Source organism: Frischella perrara, assembly GCF_000807275.1.
Lineage (GTDB): Bacteria > Pseudomonadota > Gammaproteobacteria > Enterobacterales > Orbaceae > Frischella > Frischella perrara.
Genome location: NZ_CP009056.1, coordinates 85,243 through 107,186 on the forward strand (window position 1 = coordinate 85,243; position 21,944 = coordinate 107,186).

The window sequence follows — 21,944 nt, forward strand, 5'->3', positions numbered from 1 at the left end:
TGTTTGTGAAAGTAAATAACCCAGTTTGACTGGGTTATTTTTTATCTATTAAAAAGTAAATATTATAATTTATAACACTTAATTGCTTAGTGATGTGAACCTTTAGGTGCTCCAATCGGTAATATGGTGCGGCCATATTGTTCATTTAATACTTCGGCCATAGCTAAATAAATAGCACTAGCACCACAGATGATACCTTCAAAACCAGCAATATTAATAATGGTATGATTTTCACAGATATTACCAATAGCAAGTAAAGCAAATAATATAGTCAAACTACCAAAGACAAATTGTAAAGCTTTATTGGCTTTTAGTGTACCGATAAACATAAATGCAGTAAAAATACCCCATAATGCTAAAAAGATACCTAAAAAGGTTTTATCGGTAGTCGCTGTTGCGGCTGAAGTTGGTAAATACCATATTCCGACTAATGCAATCCAGAAGAATCCATAAGACGTAAATGCGGTAGTTCCAAACGTATTTCCTTTACGAAATTCTAAAATTCCAGCGATAACTTGTGCTAAGCCACCATAAAAAATACCCATAGCTACAATAGCAGTCGTTGCAGGAAAGAATCCAGCATTATGAATATTTAATAAAACAGTGGTCATCCCAAATCCCATTAAACCTAGTGGACCAGGGTTAGCAAATTTAATATTTTCCATAAAAATCCTACATATATAAGTGCGATTAATGTTTAAAGCGTGCTAATAATACGGTGAGTATTTCGCTCAATCAAGTAAGAAGGAAAAAAAATTTACATTTACCCCTTGATATTAACAGCAATGCTCCCATTTTAATGAAAACGAGTAATTCCTTGTGAATTTTAAGGTCTTGAAAAAATATATTTCGGCCTTATATATAAGGAATATATGATAGGATTTTAGGAGAAGATTATTATGGGTAAAATTATTGGTATTGATTTAGGTACAACAAATTCATGTGTTGCAGTTATGGACAATGGACAAGCTCGAGTATTAGAAAATGCAGAAGGCGATCGCACCACTCCATCGATTATTGCATATACACAAGATAATGAAATATTAGTTGGTCAACCAGCTAAACGTCAGGCTGTAACCAATCCACAAAATACATTATTTGCAATTAAACGTTTAATCGGTCGTCGTTATGAAGATGCTGAAGTTCAACGTGATGTTGGGATCATGCCATATAAAATTGTTAAAGCAGACAATGGTGATGCTTGGGTAGATATAAAAGGTCAAAAAATTGCGCCACCACAAATCTCTGCTGAAGTATTGAAAAAAATGAAGAAGACAGCTGAAGATTATCTTGGTGAACCGGTAACTGAAGCCGTTATTACTGTACCTGCTTATTTTAATGATGCACAACGTCAGGCAACTAAAGATGCAGGTCGTATCGCTGGATTAGATGTTAAACGTATTATTAATGAACCAACAGCTGCAGCATTAGCATATGGTTTAGATAAAGATGTTGGTAACAGAACAATTGCTGTGTATGACCTTGGTGGTGGTACATTTGATATCTCAATTATCGAAATTGATGATGTAGATGGTGAAAAAACATTTGAAGTATTAGCAACTAATGGTGATACACACTTAGGTGGTGAAGACTTTGACTCTCGCTTGATTAATTATTTAGTAGAAGAGTTTAAACGTGAACAAGGCGTTGATCTAAAAAATGATCCTTTAGCAATGCAACGTTTAAAAGAAGCGGCTGAAAAAGCTAAGATTGAATTATCATCAGCACAACAAACTGATATTAATTTACCATATATTACAGCTGATGCATCAGGTCCTAAACACTTAAATATTAAAGTAACGCGTGCTAAATTAGAATCATTAGTTGAAGATTTAGTAAAACGCTCTATGGAACCAGTAAAAACAGCATTAAAAGATGCAGGTTTGTCTGTTTCTGATATTCAAGACGTCATTCTTGTTGGTGGTCAAACTCGTATGCCAATGGTACAAAAAGCCGTTGCTGACTTCTTTGGTAAAGAACCTCGTAAAGATGTTAACCCAGATGAAGCTGTAGCTGTAGGTGCAGCTGTACAAGGTGGTGTTTTAGGTGGTGATGTTAAAGATGTATTATTGCTTGACGTAACACCATTATCATTAGGTATTGAAACTATGGGTGGTGTGATGACTCCACTTATTGAGAAGAATACTACTATTCCAACTAAACATAGCCAAGTATTCTCAACAGCTGAAGATAATCAATCAGCAGTAACGATTCATGTGTTACAGGGTGAACGTAAACGTGCTGGAGATAATAAATCTTTAGGTCAATTTAATCTTGACGGTATTCAAGCAGCACCACGCGGTATGCCACAAATTGAAGTAACTTTTGATATTGATGCTGACGGTATTTTACATGTATCAGCAAAAGATAAAAATACAGGCCGTGAACAAAATATCACTATTAAAGCTTCATCTGGCTTAAGTGAAGAAGAAATTCAAAAAATGGTTCATGATGCAGAAGTTAACGCTGAAGCAGACCGTAAATTTGAAGAGTTAGCTCAAGTTCGTAACCAAGCGGATCATCTTGTTCATAGTACACGTAAACAAGTGACAGATGCTGGCGATCAACTAACTGCTGATGACAAAAAAGCGATTGAAGATGCAGTAAGTGCTTTAGAAGTTGCAGCACGTGGTGAAGATAAAGCTGAAATTGAAGCGAAGATTCAAGCTGTTGTTGAAGCCTCTAAAAAATTGCTTGATATTGCACAACAACAAGCCCAAGCACAACAAGCAACTGAAGGTGCTGCTAACAGCAGTAAGCCTGAAGATGATGTTGTTGATGCAGACTTTAAAGAAGTTGATGATAATAAATAATGAGTTATTTGATAATTCATCAGTTACTTCAAAGAGCTTGAAGTAAGTAATTAAAACGGGTAAGAGGTAACTCAAGCCCGTTTAGTTGTTTTAATGAATGAGTTTATTTCGTTTGATTAGATGAAGTGTTCTAACTCATACTAATTAGTTAATAGCTCTTAATCGGTAATTGAGTGCTTAAAGAACAAATGTTTTGCTTGTTTTAACCAATTTTAGTTAGGCACTTAAAAATAATTTGAATTAAAGTAAGGGTTAATATGGCAAAGAGAGATTATTATGAAATTTTAGGCGTCAACAAGAGTGCTGATGAGCGTGAAATAAAGAAAGCTTATAAGCGCTTAGCGATGAAATATCATCCGGATAAAAATCAGGATAATAAAGCAGAAGCAGAAGAGAAATTTAAAGAAGTCAAAGAAGCATATGAAATCTTGACCGATCCACAAAAGAAAGCTGCTTATGATCAGTATGGGCATGCTGCATTTGAAAACGGTGGTGCTGGCGGTTTCGGTGGTTTTAATGGTAGTGCTGATTTCGGCGATGCCTTTGGTGATATTTTTAGTGAATTTTTTGGTGGTGGTCGAGGTCGCGGTAGAGCGCAGGCTGATACACGTGGTAACGATTTACAATATAATATTACGTTAACATTAGAAGAAGCAGCAGCTGGAGTGACTAAAGAAATTAAGGTTCCAACAGCTGTAGTTTGTAATGTTTGTCACGGTAAAGGTGCAGAAAATTCATCAGATATTAGCACTTGTAGTACTTGTCACGGTAGTGGCGTAGTTCAAATGCGACAAGGATTCTTTGCTGTTCAACAAGAGTGTCCAACATGTCACGGTTCGGGTAAGAGCATTAAAAACCCTTGTAAAAAATGTCATGGTGAAGGTCGAATTCAGAAAACTAAAACATTATCCGTTACCATTCCTGCAGGGGTTGATACGGGTAACCGAATTCGTTTAGCTGGCGAGGGTGAAGCGGGCAGAAATGGCGCTCAAGCGGGTGACTTATATGTTCAAGTGCAAGTTCGTCAGCATTCTATATTTGAACGTGATGGCGTTAATTTACATTGTGAAATCCCGATTAATATTGCATTAGCATCATTAGGTGGCGATGTAGAAGTTCCAACCTTAAATGGTAAGGTTAGTTTGACTATACCGGCAGAAACGCAAACAGGTAAAGTTTTCCGCCTAAAAGGTAAAGGCGTTAAATCTCTGCGAGGTAGTACAATGGGTGATTTATACTGTCATGTTGTAGTTGAAACACCTGTTAATCTTACCAATCGACAAAAAGAATTGTTAAAAGAATTAGCCGATAGTTTAAAAGGTGATAAAGGTTCTAAACATAGTCCGAAAGAAAAGAGTTTCTTTGATAAAGTGAAGAAATTTTTTGGATAATTGACTATTATTTCTTGTCAAAACCGACAATTATTTTGTCGGTTTTTTTTATGGCTTATAAATTTTTAGGCATAAAAGTAACTTTGTTTAACTAAATTAACTTCAAATCAATAATATTGATTACTCGTTAACATAAAAGTATGTTATAAGCTCATTATTGACTGAATTCTTCAATATTCATTTATCAATAAGATATGAAAAAAATAAAATTTAAAGACATTGCAAAAATGGCTGGTGTATCGACAACAACCGTTAGTCATATCTTTAATGGTAATGTTGATAGACACAGAATCTCTGACCACACTCGTTTGAAAGTGATTAATATTGCTCGGCAATATCAACATCAACCCAATATACAGCGAGCGATTATTAAAGCTACTCGTACAAAAACAATTGGGGTAATCGTGCCGGATATGTCGAATATTAGTTTCTCGCTGTTTTTACATAAATTAGAGACTATTGCTAGTCAGAAAGGTATTCAATTATTAATTGCTTGCAGTCATTACGATTCTACACAAGAAATTACATCGGCTCAAAATCTACTGCAAAGAAAAGTTGACGGAATTATTACTATCACTTCATTAATAGACGATAACTTTTATAAGCAAATCCAAGAAGAAACGCCAGTGTTATTTTATGACCGTTATATTCATAATAGTAATATACCTTGTGTAACAAGTGAATCTATCCAATCTGTTGCTGATTTAGTAGCTAAAAAAGCTAAGGTGTTAGGTGAGTTTTATTTTTTAGCCGCAGATAGTCAATTATCAACAATCAATGAACGGTTAATTGGTTTTAAGCAAGGTATTCAACAGGCAGGGTTAACTATTAATTCGGATTGGATTTTATGTGAACAATATCAAGAAAATATCGGTTATTATCTTACTGAAAAGCTTGTTGCAACACTTGGTCGTATACCTAAAGCAATATTTACACCCTCTGGCAATTTATTAGAAGGGGTTTTGTTATATTTAAAACAACAACAAGTTAAACGTCAGGACATTTATTTGTGTTCTTATGACTATAACTTATATCATAATTTACTATGCTATGACGTCGATATTATTGCACAAAATTATGATAATATGGTTAAAATCTGTTTCAGAAGTATTCAATCTTTAATTGAGAGAAAACAACTTAAACAGCAATTAACTTATATTAAACCCCGAACGATTTATTATAATCAGCAATAATATAAAACGATTTTTATATCATAGCGTTAGACTTCAAATATGATTAGTGAATTTATCTCAACTATTTTTTATGATCTAAGGTTTGTTTTAATTCACTAAATACCTCTTCAAGTTTATCCTGATCGGTAACAATGTTACATTTTCCATCCTCAGTTTGCGATACGTTGGCTACAGACTCTAAATTTGCAATTTTATCTTTATGAACTAATTTACTGTCTTTCACATCAACTCTTAAACGTGTTGCACAGTGAGTCACGAAATTAATATTTTCAGCACCACCTAAGAGTGAAACAAGTTCAAGTACCATTTTTAAATAACCTTTGGCCATAATGCTAACCCCTTTTTTAAATTGTCTATTTTGCTTTTAAATGATGACATTCATATTAAATCAAATTTCTCATAATGCGAATTTTGTTTCTGTTTACAATATAGGGCATCTCACGATAACCCTATATTGATTTTACAAATATAACTTATCTTATAGCTATCATCTAACGCGGTAATCGTTGTTGTTGTGTTGGAAATACTGGATTGGTATTTTGTGTTGGATTTTGATACCAATAAGCCACTGTCGCGATGTCGTCCTGTCTTTCATATAAGTGAATATCATCGTTGCCAATTTGTTGAAATGTAACTTTGATATCATTATGGAAAGCAATTGGATCAGGTAAATGCCAGCGGTAAAGTCCATGCATAGGTAGCGCATCATCACCAAATCCGTGTACAGGATTTGCATCGCCTGTTTGGAAATAATCACGGGTATGATCGCGATTAGTTTGCCAAGGATAACCGACAAATAAGGTTTGGAAACATTGTGCAGAGGCTCGTCCTTTTTCATCTCGATGGTGAAATGCCCAAGCACCGCCAAAATAGTCTTCCGAACCAGTAGAGTGTTGAGTAGGATAATCTGAATCTCCATCTAAATAAAATTTAAATTCGCCTTCTCCCCACCAATAACGTTCCAATGCGGTCAGTGCAAGATATGTCCCTACATAATACCCATGGCCTTTAATGTTATCTAATATAACATAATCTATGGCAGGGGTTGTAACACGTTGACGTCGCCATTGAGCATGGAAATACAGAGGGTCTATAAATGGTTGTGGCATTAAAGCATAGTTAATTGCAAAGAAGAAATGTTCCAGATCTGCTTCATGTTCATTAGTTATCACAATTTTAGCTGATTTGTTGAATGGCATTCTAAAATAGCTATTAAATCCACCCGTAGGATTAACAACAATTGGTAGTGAGTTTATATCACAACGTGCTCCAAAACCATTGCAGAAGAAATCACCGATAGGCGATTCAACTGATGGAACGGTTTCATCATCCCAATAAATACGAATCACTACATCGCGTAATACAAAACTACCGCGTATTGTTTTATCTGTTAAGGTAAACCACATGTGTCGAATTTCTGCTGGTCCTTTTATATCGGCAATCGTGACACTTTCGCCACTTTTTATACGGATAAAACCACTACCTTTACGGCAAGGACCAAGATGGCTAGCTGCCATGCATGATTGTCCTTTTTCTCCAGTTCTATTTTCTGGTGATATAGTTCGAGTTTGTTCATGATGAAATTTGGTGACCGAATTAAGTAAATTCATTGTTGTACCTCATATTTAAATTTTGAATATTGTAAATTTAGTAATGTATTAACGGGTTGAATACAAAGCTATTCGTCAGTATCTTTTATGCGATTTTGAAGTCGCAGCATGCTTTTCTTTTCACTATTTAAAAAGATGATTGCAAAAACCATGAATAGTACGACAATTAGTCCTAAGCCTTTAAATGTTTCAGCGGGTCCATTAGCATCGTAAAAATCTCCTGCTAATGTTGAGAATAAAATCACACCAACTGAACCTGCGACCTGATAACCGACTAAGAAAACAGTGGCTGATAAACGTTTGTCAAAGTTGATAGCAATATATTTAAAGACCGCGACTAAAACAGTAGTAATCTCAAGACAATGCATTAATTTAATAATTGAAATAAAAACAATGGACTCAGCATAACCCGTCATCAATATTCGAGCTGCCGATACGCAGGCGGCAAAGATAAGCGCATTTTTAGCACCAACTTTATTAACGATAAATGGCACGGTAAACATTACAGCCGCTTCAAGAAATACTTGCAATGAATTTAACATACCATATATTTCATAACCTGCCCCTTCCGTACCAAATAAATTTGTAAAATAGACCGGGAAAAGCTGTTGATCATAGATGTTATATAAACTATAAGTTCCAAGAACATAAACCACAAAAATCCAAAAGTCTTTTAACCCAAATACCGTAACAATTTCGCTCATTTTTAGTGGTTCATTAACTTTTATCATCGATAGATTAGCCTTATTGAAATCGGGCTTATAAAAAATATTTAAGATGATAAAAAATATCCCTACGACTGATGCAGCCCAGAAGTTAAGATGAGGATTTTTTGAAATTAGGATACCCGCAACAAAAGTACCAATTGCGTATGCGATACAACCCCAAGTTCTTGCTTGTCCGAATTCAAAACCAAATGCTCGACTAATCTTCTCACAATAGGAATCGATTAATCCCATGCCGGCTATCCAACCCAGACCTAAATAAATACTGCCCGAGATAACACCAAGATAAAAGTGAGATTGAAGTAGAGGCTCATAAACATATATCAGAAATGGTGCAGCACCTGTAATGATCAAACTTTGAAACCAAACTAAGTGCTTGCGTAACACTAATTTATCTTGAGTTACGCCATAAAAGAACATAATTATTAAAGCAATAAAATAATTGAAAGAGTAGACAATACCGGTTTGTTTTGCTGTTAAACCAATTTTTTCGCTTAGCCAAATTGCGTAAAAGGAAAAGACTAAACTTCCTGCCGCATAATAGACCATACTGTACGAAGATGAAAACCAATAGTTGGTATTTTTATAGAATGCAGTACTCATTTTTATGCTCCATCAAAGGAATGTAAATTTAGGCTAATTAGCTAAATTTTTAGCTTGAAACCTAAACTTTCATAAATGAGAGGATGATCACGTAAATTTTTAAATTAGAACTGTCCATTTTGTAAAAATGGATGCCCAGATTTTTGAAAAATAATGATTTAATGTTAGTGATGATGGGAACAATGATAGTATTGAGATCATAATACGATGTTGATGTTGATGAGATACTCGAATTTTTGATACAAAAAAACCGCTAAATAAGCGGTTTCTTTATTGATTGGTCGGCGAGAGAGGATTCGAACCTCCGACCCACTGGTCCCAAACCAGTTGCGCTACCAAGCTGCGCTACTCGCCGTCTGAATAAATGGGGTGGCTAATGGGACTCGAACCCACGACAACTGGAATCACAATCCAGGGCTCTACCAACTGAGCTATAGCCACCATATAAAACAGGACGCAATATTACGCATTTATCACTATTTTGTCTAGTATATTTTCGATTATATTAGGTTTATTTGCTCATAATATCAGCATATGCACCATTATATAGCTAATCTAACAACTAATCATCACATCTTCAAACTATATTAGATGATAAAATATCCAAATATGCTTCTACTACTATAAAATGGTGACCTATTAAAAGAAAATTTTTATGAATTTAATCTTTTTAAGAGATTAATGTACGAATAATTTAATTAAAAATTGTTTAATATCAATGGCTTAATATTTATACTTGTTTCTATCTCATTTACTCGCCATAATAGCACCCAACAGTTAATCAGTTCTAAACGATAAATCAACTGGTATTTATCATAAATTTTATTTATATTGAACAAAATACATTATAATTTAGGGGTACATAAACATGCATAAGCAAGATGTCACTATCACTGCACCAAATGGCCTGCATACAAGGCCGGCCGCTCAATTTGTTAAAGAAGCAAAAGCCTTCAATTCAGAGATAACAGTGACTGCAAATGGCAAAACTGCAAGTGCAAAAAGTTTATTTAAATTACAAACCTTAGGATTAACAGAAGGAACTGTAATTACTATTTTGGCTGATGGTGAAGACGAGAAAGAAGCGGTCGATCATCTAGTGAAGCTTATACCAGAGCTTGAATAAACCCCCTCCCGAATTTAAAAATGTTAAATTTCTATAATATCATCATATAAGGATCAAATATTATGGTTTCAGGTATACTTGTGTCTCCGGGCATAGCCTTCGCCAAGGCTTTATTATTAAAAGAAGATGAAATTGTTGTTAACACAAGACCAATTGCTGATAGCAAAGTTAATGATGAAATCGAACGCTTTAAAAGTGCTCGAGAAAAGTCAACCCAACAGTTAAATTCTATAATGGAACGTGCTAAACAAACGTTGGGTGAAGATAAAGCAGCAATCTTTGAAGGTCATATCATGTTATTGGAAGATGAAGACCTTGAAGCTGAAGTAATCAATCGTATTAAAACCAAACACGTCTCTGCTGATTCAGCTGTACATACTGTATTTGATGCGCAAGCTAAAGAATTAGAAGGTTTAGATGATGAGTATTTAAAAGAACGTGCAGCTGATATTCGCGATATTGGTAAACGTTTACTTAAAAATATACTAGGTATGGAAATTGTTGATCTTAGTGCGATCAATGAGCCTTGTATCTTAGTTGCGACTGATTTAACTCCTTCTGAAACAGCACAATTAAATTTAGAAAAGGTACTTGGATTTATCACTGATATCGGTGGTCGTACTTCTCACACCTCAATCATGGCGCGTTCACTTGAAATCCCAGCGATTGTGGGTACTTCTAATGCGACAAAAGAGATAAAACATGGTGATTATCTTGTTCTTGATGCGATTAATAATCAAATCTACATTAATCCAAATGATAAAACCATTGAGAAATTGAAATTAGTCCAAAAACAATTTGTTGCTGATAAAGAAGAATTAGCAAAATTAAAAGATTTACCGGCTATTACCTTGGATGGTCACCAAGTTGAGGTCTGTGCCAATATTGGTACTGTACGTGATATTGCTGGTGCAGAGCGCAATGGTTATGAAGGTGTAGGTCTTTATCGTACTGAATTCCTTTTTATGGATCGTGATGCTTATCCGAATGAAGAAGAGCAATTTAAAGCCTATAAAGAAGTTGCAGAAACAACGAATGGTTTAGCGGTTATTGTTCGTACTATGGATATTGGTGGTGATAAAGATGTGCCATATATGCACCTGCCAAAAGAAGAAAACCCATTCTTAGGTTGGCGAGCTATCCGTATCTGTATGGATAAAAAAGAAATTCTACATGCCCAGTTACGTGCTATTTTACGTGCTTCCGCCTTTGGTAAACTTCGAATTATGTTCCCAATGATTATTTCTGTGGAAGAAGTGCGTATCTTAAAATCAGAATTAAATGTGCTGAAAGAGCAGTTAAGATCTGAAGGCAAAAAATTCGATGAAAAAATTGAAGTGGGTGTTATGATAGAAACACCGGCTGCTGCAATTATTGCGCGTCATTTAGCAAAAGAAGTTGATTTCTTTAGTATTGGCACAAATGATCTGACACAATATACTTTAGCTGTTGATCGTGGAAATGAGTTGATTTCTCATCTTTATAATCCACTTTCACCATCAGTATTAAATCTGATCAAAAATATAATTGATGCTTCACATGCAGAAGGTAAATGGACTGGAATGTGTGGTGAGTTAGGTGGTGATGAACGAGCTACCGTATTACTTCTTGGTATGGGATTAGATGAATTTAGTATGGGTTCAATTTCCATTCCAAAAATTAAGAAAATTATTCGTAATACTAATTACAGCGAAGCGAAAAAACTTGCTGATGCAGTGTTAGAGAAAGCAACTGCAAAAGAAGTTAGTGAATTACTTGAAAAATTTGCTGCTGAAAAACAAGTTTGTTAGGAGAATGCCATGGGTTTTTTCGATAAATTAAAACAGTTTGTATCCGACGATGATCAAAATTTTATAGAGATTCTAGCGCCACTTTCAGGTGAAATTGTTAAAATTGAAGATGTACCTGATGTTGTATTTGCAGAGAAAATTGTTGGTGATGGTGTGGCAATCAAACCAAATGGCAACAAAATTGTTGCACCTTTGTCTGGTAAGATTGTGAAGATTTTCGAAACTAACCATGCTTTCGCTATAGAATCTGATGAGGGTATTGAACTTTTTGTTCATTTCGGTATTGATACAGTTGAATTAAAAGGTGAAGGATTTACCCGTATTGCAGAAGAAGGACAGCAAGTTAAAGCGGGTGAAACTGTGATTGAATTTGATTTGCCATTTTTAGCAAATAAAGCGAAATCAGTGTTAACCCCAGTCGTTATTTCTAATATGGATAGCATTCATGAATTGGTGAAATTATCTGGAGTTGTTGAAGAAGGTAAAACACCGATTATGAAAGTAAAGAAATAACTTTTATAAATAAAAAAACCGCCAATAGGCGGTTTTTTTAATTAACATTATTATCGCCAAGATTTATAACGATTAATTAAATTATTAGTAGAACTATCATGCGAAGTAATTTTATCGTCATTATTTAATTCTGGCAGTATACGTCCCGCTAGTTGTTTTCCAAGCTCAACGCCCCATTGATCGAAGCTGAAAATATTCCAGATAATACCTTGAGTGAAGATTTTATGTTCATAAATAGCAATCAATGCACCTAATGAATAAGGGGTAATCTCTTTTAATAAGATAGAGTTTGTTGGTCGATTTCCTTCAAACACTTTAAAAGGTACTATTGATTTCACATCCTCAGCATTTTTGCCCGCATCCAAGAATTCTTGTTCAACGATTGCTTGAGTTTTCCCGAAAGCTAAAGCCTCAGTTTGAGCAAAGAAGTTAGATAATAATTTCTGATGATGATCAGCCAATGGATTGTGACTAATGGCAGGTGCAATGAAATCACATGGGATTAGTTTTGTACCTTGGTGAATTAATTGATAAAATGCATGCTGTCCATTCGTACCTGGCTCACCCCAAATAATAGGGCCTGTAGTATAAGTAACTTTATTACCATTACGATCAACATATTTACCATTAGATTCCATATTACCTTGTTGAAAATATGCAGCAAAACGATGCATGTATTGATCATATGGTAGGATAGCTTCAGTTTCAGCGCCAAAGAAATTGTTATACCACAGATTGATTAAAGCCAAAATGACGGGAATATTTTCCTCTGGTTTAGCTTGCGAAAAATGGTTATCAATGTCATGAGCACCTGCTAATAATTGTTTAAAATTATCAAAACCAATTGATAATACAATGGATAAACCAATAGCTGACCAGAGTGAATAACGTCCTCCAACCCAATCCCAGAATTCAAACATATTATTTGTATCAATTCCAAATTTTTCTACTTCTTTGGTATTGGTTGATAACGCTACAAAGTGCTTAGCAACGGCTTTTTCATCTTTAGCTGATTGTAATAACCATTCGCGAGCACTTTGAGCATTAGTCATGGTTTCTTGAGTTGTGAAGGTTTTTGAAGCAATTAAAAATAATGTTGTTTCTGGATTAACTTTTTTTAACGTTTCAACTATTTGAGTACCATCAATGTTTGATACAAAATGCATATTTAAATGGTTTTTATAAGGTCGTAATGCCTCTGTAACCATATAAGGACCTAGGTCAGAACCCCCTATACCAATATTCACTACATCCGTAATAGCTTTTCCGGTGTATCCCTTCCACTCACCACTTATAATCTTGTTACTAAAAGATTCCATTTTAGCTAATACAGCATTAACATCATCCATTACATTTTTACCGTCAACATAGATCGGCGTATTGGATAAGTTACGCAATGCAACGTGCAAAACTGCACGATTCTCAGTAAGATTAATTTTCTCACCACTAAACATGGCGTTAATAGCCTCACTTAAACCGCTCTGTTTTGCTAGCTTTTGTAGTTTTACTAATGTCTCTTCAGTAATACGATTTTTAGAATAATCGACAAAGATTTGATCATTAAATGTAAGTGTAAATTTACTGGCACGATCGTTATCTTCAGCAAATAATGATTGAATAGTACGATCTTTCATTTGCTCAAAATGTGATTTTAATTCTTGCCAAGCATCAGTTTTAGTTGGATCAACATTGTTTAACATGGTACTTAAACTCCATTTATTATTAAGATTCATTCATAATATAACGCTTTAATAAAGAATCAATAAAAGAATCAATAACAGCTTAACAATTTTCGATTGCCTTATTTTGGTTATAGGATTTTTGCGTATGATAATAAACCGTAACAACAATAGCTGCGATAACCGTCAAAAAGATTATATATGCACCATAAGTTGCTAACATATCAATCAGTGATCGTCCTCGCATGGCAAAATCTCGGAAGAAACGAAATAACCATACTAGAGGAAAACAGTGGCTAGCATAATATGCCCATGCGGGTAAAATTCCTACCGCCATTGTTGATCCGCCCATGATAAATCCAGGAGGGACTAAAAATATCATACGGCTAGCCCCTTGTCCCGGATCTTTGGTATTCCAAGAAAGCAATAAACCTAACCATCCAAAAGCTAATCCGGTCATAAAGATACTTGGTAAGAAAGCAAAATAATTACCATCAAAACGAAGTTGTCCAAACACCACTAATATTGCACTTATAAGCGTTAAACCGGTAGTGTAGAATAAAGCATAAGGGGTCGTTCTTGCCATTAATGCTAATGGACCTCTTTCCATCACAGTATTCCACATTCCTGTTGCTTTAAGGCGCCCAACTATCATTAATGATGTTAATCCGTAAGTTAATGAAGAAAAGAAATAAACAAAATAGACAATAGTCGAGATAGTTGATGAGCTCGCTGGATTAAACATATTGCGGGATTTAATTTGCATTGGCGAAAGCGTTGCTTCGGTACCATCTCTCCCTAATCCTAAAGCTGAAATGCGATTAACGCTGATTTCAGCGCCTAATTCTGGAATATATTCGTTTAGACTTGGTAGTACTTTAGAGTTTTGAGCATCATTAGTATCGTCTACAAAATAACCTAAATTAACAGTTTGTTCTCCTTTTTTTATATTTTTTTCTAAGCCTTTCGGAATATATAAAACGCCAAGATTACGATCGTGAGAAACGAGTGTTATTGGATTGACTGGCGAACGAATAACTTCACTGACTTGAATATACGGTGAAGTGTTAATTTTAGTAATGAGTTCAGTCGAGTATTTCGAGCCGTCAAGATCGATGACGGCAATTTTACCTTCAAATACAGAACCGTGACTAAGTACTAATGAGAATATCAAAGCAACAACCATTGCCAAGCCAATGGCTACCTTAAAATAAGGTATAAAATGGCCTGACAACATAGCATCGATTTCTTCTAAAATAGATTTAATGATGTTTTGCATCATTGACCTCAATTGTCATACCTGTTAAAAGATTCGGGATATCGTCAACATAGATTCTAACTTGATAAGAAGTGAGATCTGCTTGACCTCTTTCACGTGTCATACGTAAATCAGCAAACGAAGGAGCTGCAGTGGCAAAGCGTATTTTACCGCTAACTTCTTTATCTAATGCAATCACATTAGCTGTAACAGTTGTACCCGGTTGATAATCATTTACCATTGTTTCATTTACATAGATATCAACATACTTACGATTTGTTTCTAAGAGCACTGCTGGCGCACCCGTTGGGACTAATTCGCCATCTTCGTACATAATTTTTAATACTTTTCCATCTTCAGGTGCAACTAAAGTTAATCGTTGATAATTTACCTCTAACTGTTCTAATTCAGCTTGTGATTGACTTAGTTGAGCACGTAATTGAGCCAACTGATTATGTCTATTTTTTATCGTATGCCGAGCATTAATAATGGATTGTAATGTCATGCCTGTGGCATCTTTTGTTTTGGAAAACTGTTGTAATTGTTCAGTAGATGCACCAACTGTTAATGTTGATAATTGACTTTGCAGTTGTACCGTGGTCATTTTGGCCGCTATATATGTATTTCGAGTATTATCTAATTGTGATTGTGAAACGCCACCAGCTTTACGTAATTGAATATGCCGTTGATACTCAGTGTTGGCAAAATCGAGGGCTGATTTTGCTGCATCAAGACTAGCCTGCACAGCTTCAATATTTCGCCAAGTCGCAACTTCAGATAAATTCGTTTCATTTTCGGCAATGGTAATGGCTGATTCTTCTTGACGAACAGAGGCTTCTTGACCTGCAATTACTGCTTTTAATCGCTCAATTGCTAATCGGGTATCAGTATCTTCTAATACCATTAATACATCACCTTTTTTAACTTGTTGTGATTCTTGAACTGCGCGGGTTAATACTTTACCACCGACATTTTGAAATGCGACATTGATTTCATCAGCGGTTAGTACACCTGATTTAATGCTTTTAGCAACAGTAACAGCATCATTTCTTGAACCGAAAAAGATTAAGGTTGAACCAAAGGTAAGTAATATTAAAAAGATAATTGGGATTTTAACGTTCTTGTTCATAATAAATACTATTTTCCATTTATTTAGTCGACTAACTAATTAATTAAAAAAACTAATAAAGTAACTTATTGTTAATTTATTTTCGTAATAATTTACGTAACATTGATATTAAAGATTCTCGTTCCTCAGCATTGAGTACATCTGCAAACGCTTGCACTGCTTCAATATGCTGTGGTAAAGCTTTTTGAATAAGTCTTACACCGGCTTCACTTAGCGTAATTAATCTTGAACGACCATCATTTCCACTTTTTGACATGCAAATAAGGGGTTCGGGAGCGGCTAACATTCTTTTTACCATAACTGATATTGTGGCCGAAGTTACCCCCACTTTTTGAGCTAATTCGCTAGTGCAGGTTTTTCCTTCCGAATATAACCACATTAACAAAGCAAACTTACCTTCCGATACATCATAATCTTTTGCCAATTGGGTATAGATATTGGCACGTATAAGATCAGCTGTCGTAATTAAATTTAAAACTAAATCTGCTCCTGATACATCGATGGCATGATGACTTGATTTGTGTACTCGAGCGAGAGCTTCACGAGAAGGTAGCGTTCTAGAATTGTAACTCATACATCATAACTCGTTTATTTAGTCGGCTAATTATATCAGCGAAATGGAAAATTGCAATGTGAACATTAATAAAAGAAAAATTGTTTTATTTATACAAAACAAATAGTTATATAAAAATGGCTGATTTTTTTAGTTGCGATTTTTTACCCATAAAACAATGTTATTAAAATAATTTCTATCCTATTAAGTTCAATTTTTCACATAACAAGTTTGGGATTTAGTCGATAGTTTTATTTATACCTCTTTAGTAGTAACTCTTATGGGTAATTATAATCTGCGTGAGGTTTCATACAATGTTCATTAAAGATAAATCAATTATTGAAAATTTAAATTAACATTGGAGTTTTGTATGAATAAAACCAGTCTCGTTATCATTGGTAATGGGATGGTTGGGCATCGTTTTGTTGAAGAAATAATCGACAAAAATTTGTCCGATCAATTTGAAATTACTATTTTCTGTGAGGAACCTCGCTTAGCTTATGACCGAGTTCATCTTTCCTCTTACTTTAGCGATAATAACGCTCAAGCCTTATCTTTAGTTAGTGAAGGATTATATCAAACTAACTATATTACGGTATTCATGGGTGAAAGAGCAGTATCGATTAATCGACAAACAAAAGAGGTATGTTCTCAAACAGGTAGGGTTGTATCGTATGATAAATTGATTATTGCAACAGGTTCCTACCCGTGGGTACCGCCGATTAAGGGCGCTCAGGGTAAGAATTGTTTTGTTTATCGAACTATTGAAGATCTTGATGCAATCAGAGCGTGCGCTAGTCAAAGCCGAAAAGGTGCCGTAGTTGGTGGTGGATTATTAGGACTTGAAGCTGCTGGCGCTGTTAAAAATTTAGGTATGGAAACGCATGTTATTGAATTTGCACCAGTACTGATGGCAGAACAACTTGATGCATTAGGTGGTGAACAGTTACGCCGTAAAATTGAAGATATGGGCGTTAATGTACATATAAGTAAAAATACCCTCGAAATTATGGATACATTAGACGGTAAGGTAATGCAATTTGCTGATGGGAGTTCATTAGACGTTGATTTTATCGTGTTTTCGACAGGTATTAGACCTAATGATAAATTAGCTCGTGATTGTGAGCTTGCGATAGCAGACAGGGGTGGGATTATCATTAATAATTATTGTCAAACTTCTGATCCCAATATTTATGCGATCGGTGAATGTGCTTCATGGCAAGGACGTGTATTTGGGTTAGTTGCTCCCGGTTATAAAATGGCGCAAGTGGTACTCGGGCATTTAATGGGAGAAAATATCCAATTTTCAGGCGCTGATATGAGCGCAAAATTAAAATTACTTGGAGTTGATGTTGGTAGTATTGGTGATGCAAAGGGCAAAACGACCAATTGCCAAAGTTATATTTATTTAGATGAAACAATTCCCATTTATAAGAAACTCGTTGTTTCGGCTGATAATAAACAGCTTTTAGGCGCAGTATTGGTTGGAGACACATCAGATTATGGTAGTTTATTGCAATTGATGTTAAATAATATGCCATTACCTGAACACCCCGATACGCTAATTTTACCAACCTATGTTGGAGAAAAACCTGCTTTAGGGGCGGATGCTTTGCCTGATTCTGCCCAAATTTGTTCTTGTTTTGATATTTCAAAAGCAAGAATAGTTGAGGCCATTCATGCTGGTTGTCATACGGTAGCAGCGATTAAAGCTGAAACAAAGGCCGGAACGGGTTGTGGGGGGTGTCTACCATTAGTTACACAAATTCTTAATTCAGAGTTAGCTAAGCAAGGTATTGAGGTCAGCCATGCACTTTGTAAACATTTCAACTATTCTCGTCAAGAGCTTTTCCATTTAGTTCGTATTGAAGGGTTAACTTCATTTGAACAAGTTATCAAAAAGCACGGTAACGGTTACGGTTGTGAAATATGTAAACCAACTATTGGTTCAATACTTGCTTCTTGTTGGAATAGTTACATTCTCAAGCCAGACTTAGTTCCATTGCAAGATAGTAATGATATTTTTTTAGGAAATATCCAAAAGAATGGGACTTATTCCATTATTCCACGTAGTGCAGGCGGTGAAATTACGCCAGAAGGTCTAATCGCGATAGGGAAAATTGCTCAAAAATATCATTTATACTCAAAAATTACCGGTTCACAACGCATTGGTTTATTTGGTGCTCAGAAGGATGATCTACCAGTAATTTGGCAAGAATTAATCAATGCCGGTTTTGAAAGTGGTCATGCCTATGCAAAAGCCCTACGAATGGCAAAAACTTGTGTTGGAAGTACATGGTGTCGTTTTGGCGTAGGTGATAGTGTTGGCTTGGGTGTTGAATTAGAAAATCGTTATAAAGGCATTCGTGCTCCACATAAATTCAAACTAGGTGTATCGGGTTGTACACGAGAATGTGCAGAAGCTCAAGGTAAAGATATTGGTGTTATCGCAACAGAGAAAGGCTGGAATCTCTATGTCTGTGGTAATGGGGGTATGAAACCACGCCATGCAGATCTTTTAGCTGCCGATTTGGATAAAGAAACACTTATTCGCTATCTTGATCGTTTTATCATGTTTTACATTCGCACGGCCGATAAATTACAACGCACGTCCGTTTGGTTAGAGAATCTTGAAGGTGGAATCAATTATTTACGCAGTGTGATCATTGAGGATAAATTAGGCGTTAATGCTGAACTTGAGAATGAAATGGCTCGAATCCGTAAATTAGTGGTCTGTGAATGGAAGGAAACAGTGACACAACCAGATAAACAAAATCGATTTGCTCATTTTATTAACAGCCAACAGCGAGATGATAATGTCGTATTTGTACCTGAACGAGAGCAGCATCGACCAGCTACTTTTGAAGAACGTAAAGCCATATTAGGAGAATAATCATGAGTCAGTGGATCACAATTTGTAAACTAGATGATATTTTACCAGAAACAGGTGTATGTGCTTTAGTTGGTCAAGAACATGTTGCTATTTTCCGTCCTTATGACAATCAAGAGCTTTTTGCCATAAGTAATATTGACCCTTTTGCTCATGCTAGTGTGCTATCACGTGGCATTATTGCTGAACATGAAAATGATTTATGGGTGGCAAGTCCACTTAAAAAACAGCGTTTTCGATTAAGAGATGGTTATTGCTTAGAAGATGAGCATTATTCAGTTAAGCATTATGATGTCAAAGTGACAGAAGACGGATTTGTTCAAGTAAAATCACCTAATTAAATAAAAAGGAAAAAGATAATGTATAGGGAAACCATTAATAAATGTGCTGCAAATGCAGCGCGTATTGTGTCTTTAGCCAAAAATAACCCTTTTGGGTTTTGGCTTAGTTCGGCTATGGCTGGTGCTTATGTAGGGTTGGGAATTATTTTGATTTTCACATTAGGTAATTTGCTTGAACCATCAATTAGACCTTTAGTTATGGGGGCGACATTTGGAATCGCCTTAACTTTGGTTGTTATAGCTGGCTCAGAACTGTTTACAGGACACACAATGTTTTTAACATTTGGTGTTCAAGCTAAAAAGATTACACATGCTCAAATGTGGTGTGTACTACCGCAAACATGGTTAGGCAACTTATTAGGCTCAATTTTTGTTGCAGCATTATTCTATTGGGCATCTTTTCCTCTTTTATCAACTGACAGTAGCCTTGTACATACCGCTGCATTAGCAAAAACTTCAACTCCAGCAACGGCATTGTTTTTTCGTGGAGTTTTATGTAACTGGCTAGTTTGCTTAGCAATTTGGATGGCTAATCGTGTTGAAGGTTCAGCTAAATTTATTGCCATATGGTGGTGTTTATTAGCTTTTATTGCTTGTGGTTATGAGCATAGCGTTGCCAATATGACGCTATTTTCTCTTTCATGGTTCGGTAATCACAGTGAGGCTTATACCTTAGGAGGGATTGGTCATAATCTATTATGGGTGTCTTTGGGTAATTTAATTTCAGGAGCGTTATTTATGGGGTTAGGGTATTGGTACTCAACGCCTAAAGCAGAACGCGCTTAATTTCTCAAAACCAGATGGATTTTTGAACCATTAAATAATTTTATTTGATACGGTTAATTTAAACAATTAACCGATTATACTATCTGTAAAATCTGATAACACATTATATTATATTAAAATAAATTAGAGATATTATGGATTATTTCCCATTATTTTGTAAATTAGAAAATCGTGACTGTTTGTTAGTTGGTGGTGGTGAGATAGCAGAGCGCAAAGCGAGGTTATTACTTGAAGCAGGTGCAAAAATAACAGTGAATGCACCAGTATTTAATGAGCAATTTATTTGTTGGGCTAAACAAAATCAATTAATCTTAGAACAAAGTACGTTTAATGCACAATTGCTCGATGAAAAATGGTTAGTCATTGCAGCGACAGACTGTCAACAAACCAATCAACAAGTCAGTTCTGAAGCTGAAAAACGTCGTATTTTTTGTAACGTGGTGGATTCACCAAAAGATGCCAGTTTTATTATGCCTTCCATTATTGATCGTTCACCAATTATGGTAGCGGTTTCTTCCGAAGGGCATGCGCCGGTTTTAGCTCGTTTATTGCGTGAAAAGTTAGAGGCAATTCTACCGCAACACTTAGGTAAATTGGCTAATTATGCTGGTTATTTACGTAATAAAGTGAAGCAGAAATATCAAACATTAATTGAACGTCGTCGTTTCTGGGAAAAACTGTTTACTCATGATCGTTTGGCTCAAGCTTTAGCTAATAATGATTCTGAACAAGTTGATTTATTAACAAGTGAACTTTTTGATAATTCATTGGAACATCGTGGTGAAGTTGTTTTAGTTGGGGCAGGTCCCGGCGATCCAAGTTTATTAACTTTAAAAGGATTACAGCAGATTCAGCAAGCCGATATTATTGTTTATGATCGTTTAGTTTCTGATGAAATCATGAATTTAACGCGACGTGATGCGCAACGCGTTTTTGTTGGTAAACGCGCCGGATTTCACTGTGTACCACAGGAGCAAATTAATCAGATCCTATTAGAGCAAGCTAAAAAAGGATTGCGAGTAGTACGTCTTAAAGGCGGTGATCCATTTATTTTTGGGCGAGGTGGAGAGGAGTTGGAAACCTTATTTAATGCAGATATTCCTTTTTCTGTTGTACCAGGAATTACGGCTGCTTCGGGTTGTTCCGCTTATAGTGGTATTCCTTTAACACATCGAGATTATGCACACAGTGTACGGTTAATTACCGCACATTTGAAAGATGGGACACATCTTGATTGGCAAAGTTTAGCAGCGGAAAAACAGACTTTAGTTTTTTATATGGGGTTATCACAAGCTGAAAATATTCAAAAACAATTGATTCGGTATGGTATGAATGCTTGTACACCTGTTGCAATTGTTGAAGAAGGTACGATGACGAAACAAAAAGTAATAACTGGTTTATTAGATAACCTATCGGAAATTGCTTTGCAGGCTTGTAGTCCTAGTCTAATTATTGTTGGTCCGGTTGTAGCTTTACGTGATAAACTAAATTGGTTTTCTGGTCATTAAGTCAATAAACGATCTTAAGGCTATTATTATTTATTT

General features: G+C 35.4%; 18 protein-coding genes and 2 tRNA genes. 10 read left to right on the top strand and 10 right to left on the bottom strand.

All coding sequences use genetic code 11. From position 1 onward, the window contains the following. Positions 1 to 86: 86 nt before the first annotated feature. Positions 87 to 665, bottom strand: coding sequence for an acetate uptake transporter (satP, locus tag FPB0191_RS00370; RefSeq protein ID WP_039103222.1), 579 nt, complete (start codon positions 663 to 665; stop codon positions 87 to 89). A 234-nt stretch (positions 666 to 899) separates the two neighbouring features. Between satP and dnaK the strand changes: the two genes are divergently transcribed. From dnaK to FPB0191_RS00385, 3 genes are all read left to right on the top strand, one after another. After that, a complete protein-coding gene (gene dnaK, locus FPB0191_RS00375; RefSeq protein ID WP_039103224.1) occupies positions 900 to 2,813 on the top strand; it encodes a molecular chaperone DnaK in 1,914 nt (637 codons plus the stop codon). 257 nt (positions 2,814 to 3,070) lie between these two features. Further along, the gene (dnaJ, locus tag FPB0191_RS00380) at positions 3,071 to 4,204 is read left to right on the top strand and encodes a molecular chaperone DnaJ (RefSeq protein WP_039103225.1); all 1,134 of its coding nucleotides are present in this window, start codon (positions 3,071 to 3,073) and stop codon (positions 4,202 to 4,204) included. Positions 4,205 to 4,398: 194 nt separating this feature from the next. Further along, positions 4,399 to 5,397: a LacI family DNA-binding transcriptional regulator gene (locus FPB0191_RS00385; protein ID WP_039103226.1), complete on the top strand. Its 999-nt coding sequence runs from the start codon at positions 4,399 to 4,401 to the stop codon at positions 5,395 to 5,397. A gap of 61 nt (positions 5,398 to 5,458) precedes the next feature. Here FPB0191_RS00385 and FPB0191_RS00390 read toward each other — a convergent pair whose 3' ends face one another. From FPB0191_RS00390 to FPB0191_RS00410, 5 genes are all read right to left on the bottom strand, one after another. Beyond that, positions 5,459 to 5,725: a PTS sugar transporter subunit IIB gene (locus FPB0191_RS00390; protein WP_039103227.1), complete on the bottom strand. Its 267-nt coding sequence runs from the start codon at positions 5,723 to 5,725 to the stop codon at positions 5,459 to 5,461. A 163-nt stretch (positions 5,726 to 5,888) separates the two neighbouring features. Beyond that, positions 5,889 to 7,007, bottom strand: a complete 1,119-nt coding sequence (locus FPB0191_RS00395) for a glycoside hydrolase family 172 protein (RefSeq protein WP_039103228.1) — start codon at positions 7,005 to 7,007, stop codon at positions 5,889 to 5,891. Positions 7,008 to 7,075: 68 nt separating this feature from the next. Beyond that, positions 7,076 to 8,335 carry an oligosaccharide MFS transporter gene (locus FPB0191_RS00400; protein ID WP_039103229.1) on the bottom strand — a complete coding sequence of 420 codons (1,260 nt, stop codon included), beginning with the start codon at positions 8,333 to 8,335 and terminating at the stop codon, positions 7,076 to 7,078. Between the two features lie 278 nt (positions 8,336 to 8,613). Next, positions 8,614 to 8,690 (bottom strand) — tRNA-Pro (locus FPB0191_RS00405). Positions 8,691 to 8,700: 10 nt separating this feature from the next. Next, positions 8,701 to 8,776: transfer RNA gene (locus tag FPB0191_RS00410), tRNA-His, on the bottom strand. A 427-nt stretch (positions 8,777 to 9,203) separates the two neighbouring features. Between FPB0191_RS00410 and ptsH the strand changes: the two genes are divergently transcribed. From ptsH to crr, 3 genes are all read left to right on the top strand, one after another. After that, a complete protein-coding gene (gene ptsH / locus FPB0191_RS00415) occupies positions 9,204 to 9,461 on the top strand; it encodes a phosphocarrier protein Hpr (RefSeq protein ID WP_039103231.1) in 258 nt (85 codons plus the stop codon). Between the two features lie 62 nt (positions 9,462 to 9,523). Next, a complete protein-coding gene (ptsI, locus tag FPB0191_RS00420) occupies positions 9,524 to 11,251 on the top strand; it encodes a phosphoenolpyruvate-protein phosphotransferase PtsI (RefSeq protein ID WP_039103233.1) in 1,728 nt (575 codons plus the stop codon). Positions 11,252 to 11,260: 9 nt separating this feature from the next. After that, the gene (crr, locus tag FPB0191_RS00425; protein ID WP_039103235.1) at positions 11,261 to 11,764 is read left to right on the top strand and encodes a PTS glucose transporter subunit IIA; all 504 of its coding nucleotides are present in this window, start codon (positions 11,261 to 11,263) and stop codon (positions 11,762 to 11,764) included. Positions 11,765 to 11,814: 50 nt separating this feature from the next. On the opposite strand, the gene pgi is transcribed toward crr, so the two are convergent. The 4 genes from pgi to FPB0191_RS00445 form a co-directional block, all read right to left on the bottom strand. Continuing rightward, on the bottom strand, positions 11,815 to 13,464 hold the full coding sequence (gene pgi / locus FPB0191_RS00430; protein ID WP_039103236.1) for a glucose-6-phosphate isomerase: 1,650 nt from the start codon (positions 13,462 to 13,464) through the stop codon (positions 11,815 to 11,817). Positions 13,465 to 13,546: 82 nt separating this feature from the next. Next, on the bottom strand, positions 13,547 to 14,725 hold the full coding sequence (locus tag FPB0191_RS00435) for an ABC transporter permease (protein WP_202965358.1): 1,179 nt from the start codon (positions 14,723 to 14,725) through the stop codon (positions 13,547 to 13,549). Further along, entirely contained in the window at positions 14,706 to 15,830 is a 1,125-nt protein-coding gene (locus FPB0191_RS00440; RefSeq protein WP_039103237.1) for an HlyD family secretion protein, read from the bottom strand. Before FPB0191_RS00440 ends, FPB0191_RS00435 begins: the two co-directional genes overlap by 20 nt. Positions 15,831 to 15,906: 76 nt before the next feature. Further along, a complete protein-coding gene (locus tag FPB0191_RS00445) occupies positions 15,907 to 16,404 on the bottom strand; it encodes a MarR family winged helix-turn-helix transcriptional regulator (protein WP_039103239.1) in 498 nt (165 codons plus the stop codon). Positions 16,405 to 16,753: 349 nt separating this feature from the next. Here FPB0191_RS00445 and nirB point away from each other — a divergent pair, with 349 nt between their 5' ends. From nirB to cysG, 4 genes are all read left to right on the top strand, one after another. After that, positions 16,754 to 19,276, top strand: a complete 2,523-nt coding sequence (gene nirB / locus FPB0191_RS00450) for a nitrite reductase large subunit NirB (protein ID WP_039103240.1) — start codon at positions 16,754 to 16,756, stop codon at positions 19,274 to 19,276. 2 nt (positions 19,277 to 19,278) lie between these two features. Continuing rightward, positions 19,279 to 19,614 (top strand): nitrite reductase small subunit NirD, encoded by a 336-nt coding sequence (gene nirD, locus FPB0191_RS00455; protein WP_039103241.1) that lies wholly within the window; start codon positions 19,279 to 19,281, stop codon positions 19,612 to 19,614. Between the two features lie 18 nt (positions 19,615 to 19,632). Next, a complete protein-coding gene (nirC, locus tag FPB0191_RS00460) occupies positions 19,633 to 20,400 on the top strand; it encodes a nitrite transporter NirC (protein ID WP_052236655.1) in 768 nt (255 codons plus the stop codon). 134 nt (positions 20,401 to 20,534) lie between these two features. Continuing rightward, the gene (cysG, locus tag FPB0191_RS00465; protein WP_039103242.1) at positions 20,535 to 21,908 is read left to right on the top strand and encodes a siroheme synthase CysG; all 1,374 of its coding nucleotides are present in this window, start codon (positions 20,535 to 20,537) and stop codon (positions 21,906 to 21,908) included. Positions 21,909 to 21,944 lie beyond the last annotated feature (36 nt).

Excerpts from the sequence above, each read along its gene's own strand:
- satP (WP_039103222.1), bottom strand. The coding sequence starts at position 665 with ATGGAAAATATTAAATTTGCTAACCCTGGTCCACTAGGTTTAATGGGA.
- dnaK (WP_039103224.1), top strand. The coding sequence starts at position 900 with ATGGGTAAAATTATTGGTATTGATTTAGGTACAACAAATTCATGTGTT.
- dnaJ (WP_039103225.1), top strand. The coding sequence starts at position 3,071 with ATGGCAAAGAGAGATTATTATGAAATTTTAGGCGTCAACAAGAGTGCT.
- FPB0191_RS00385 (WP_039103226.1), top strand. The coding sequence starts at position 4,399 with ATGAAAAAAATAAAATTTAAAGACATTGCAAAAATGGCTGGTGTATCG.
- FPB0191_RS00390 (WP_039103227.1), bottom strand. The coding sequence starts at position 5,725 with ATGGCCAAAGGTTATTTAAAAATGGTACTTGAACTTGTTTCACTCTTA.
- FPB0191_RS00395 (WP_039103228.1), bottom strand. The coding sequence starts at position 7,007 with ATGAATTTACTTAATTCGGTCACCAAATTTCATCATGAACAAACTCGA.
- FPB0191_RS00400 (WP_039103229.1), bottom strand. The coding sequence starts at position 8,335 with ATGAGTACTGCATTCTATAAAAATACCAACTATTGGTTTTCATCTTCG.
- ptsH (WP_039103231.1), top strand. The coding sequence starts at position 9,204 with ATGCATAAGCAAGATGTCACTATCACTGCACCAAATGGCCTGCATACA.
- ptsI (WP_039103233.1), top strand. The coding sequence starts at position 9,524 with ATGGTTTCAGGTATACTTGTGTCTCCGGGCATAGCCTTCGCCAAGGCT.
- crr (WP_039103235.1), top strand. The coding sequence starts at position 11,261 with ATGGGTTTTTTCGATAAATTAAAACAGTTTGTATCCGACGATGATCAA.
- pgi (WP_039103236.1), bottom strand. The coding sequence starts at position 13,464 with ATGTTAAACAATGTTGATCCAACTAAAACTGATGCTTGGCAAGAATTA.
- FPB0191_RS00435 (WP_202965358.1), bottom strand. The coding sequence starts at position 14,725 with ATGATGCAAAACATCATTAAATCTATTTTAGAAGAAATCGATGCTATG.
- FPB0191_RS00440 (WP_039103237.1), bottom strand. The coding sequence starts at position 15,830 with ATGAACAAGAACGTTAAAATCCCAATTATCTTTTTAATATTACTTACC.
- FPB0191_RS00445 (WP_039103239.1), bottom strand. The coding sequence starts at position 16,404 with ATGAGTTACAATTCTAGAACGCTACCTTCTCGTGAAGCTCTCGCTCGA.
- nirB (WP_039103240.1), top strand. The coding sequence starts at position 16,754 with ATGAATAAAACCAGTCTCGTTATCATTGGTAATGGGATGGTTGGGCAT.
- nirD (WP_039103241.1), top strand. The coding sequence starts at position 19,279 with ATGAGTCAGTGGATCACAATTTGTAAACTAGATGATATTTTACCAGAA.
- nirC (WP_052236655.1), top strand. The coding sequence starts at position 19,633 with ATGTATAGGGAAACCATTAATAAATGTGCTGCAAATGCAGCGCGTATT.
- cysG (WP_039103242.1), top strand. The coding sequence starts at position 20,535 with ATGGATTATTTCCCATTATTTTGTAAATTAGAAAATCGTGACTGTTTG.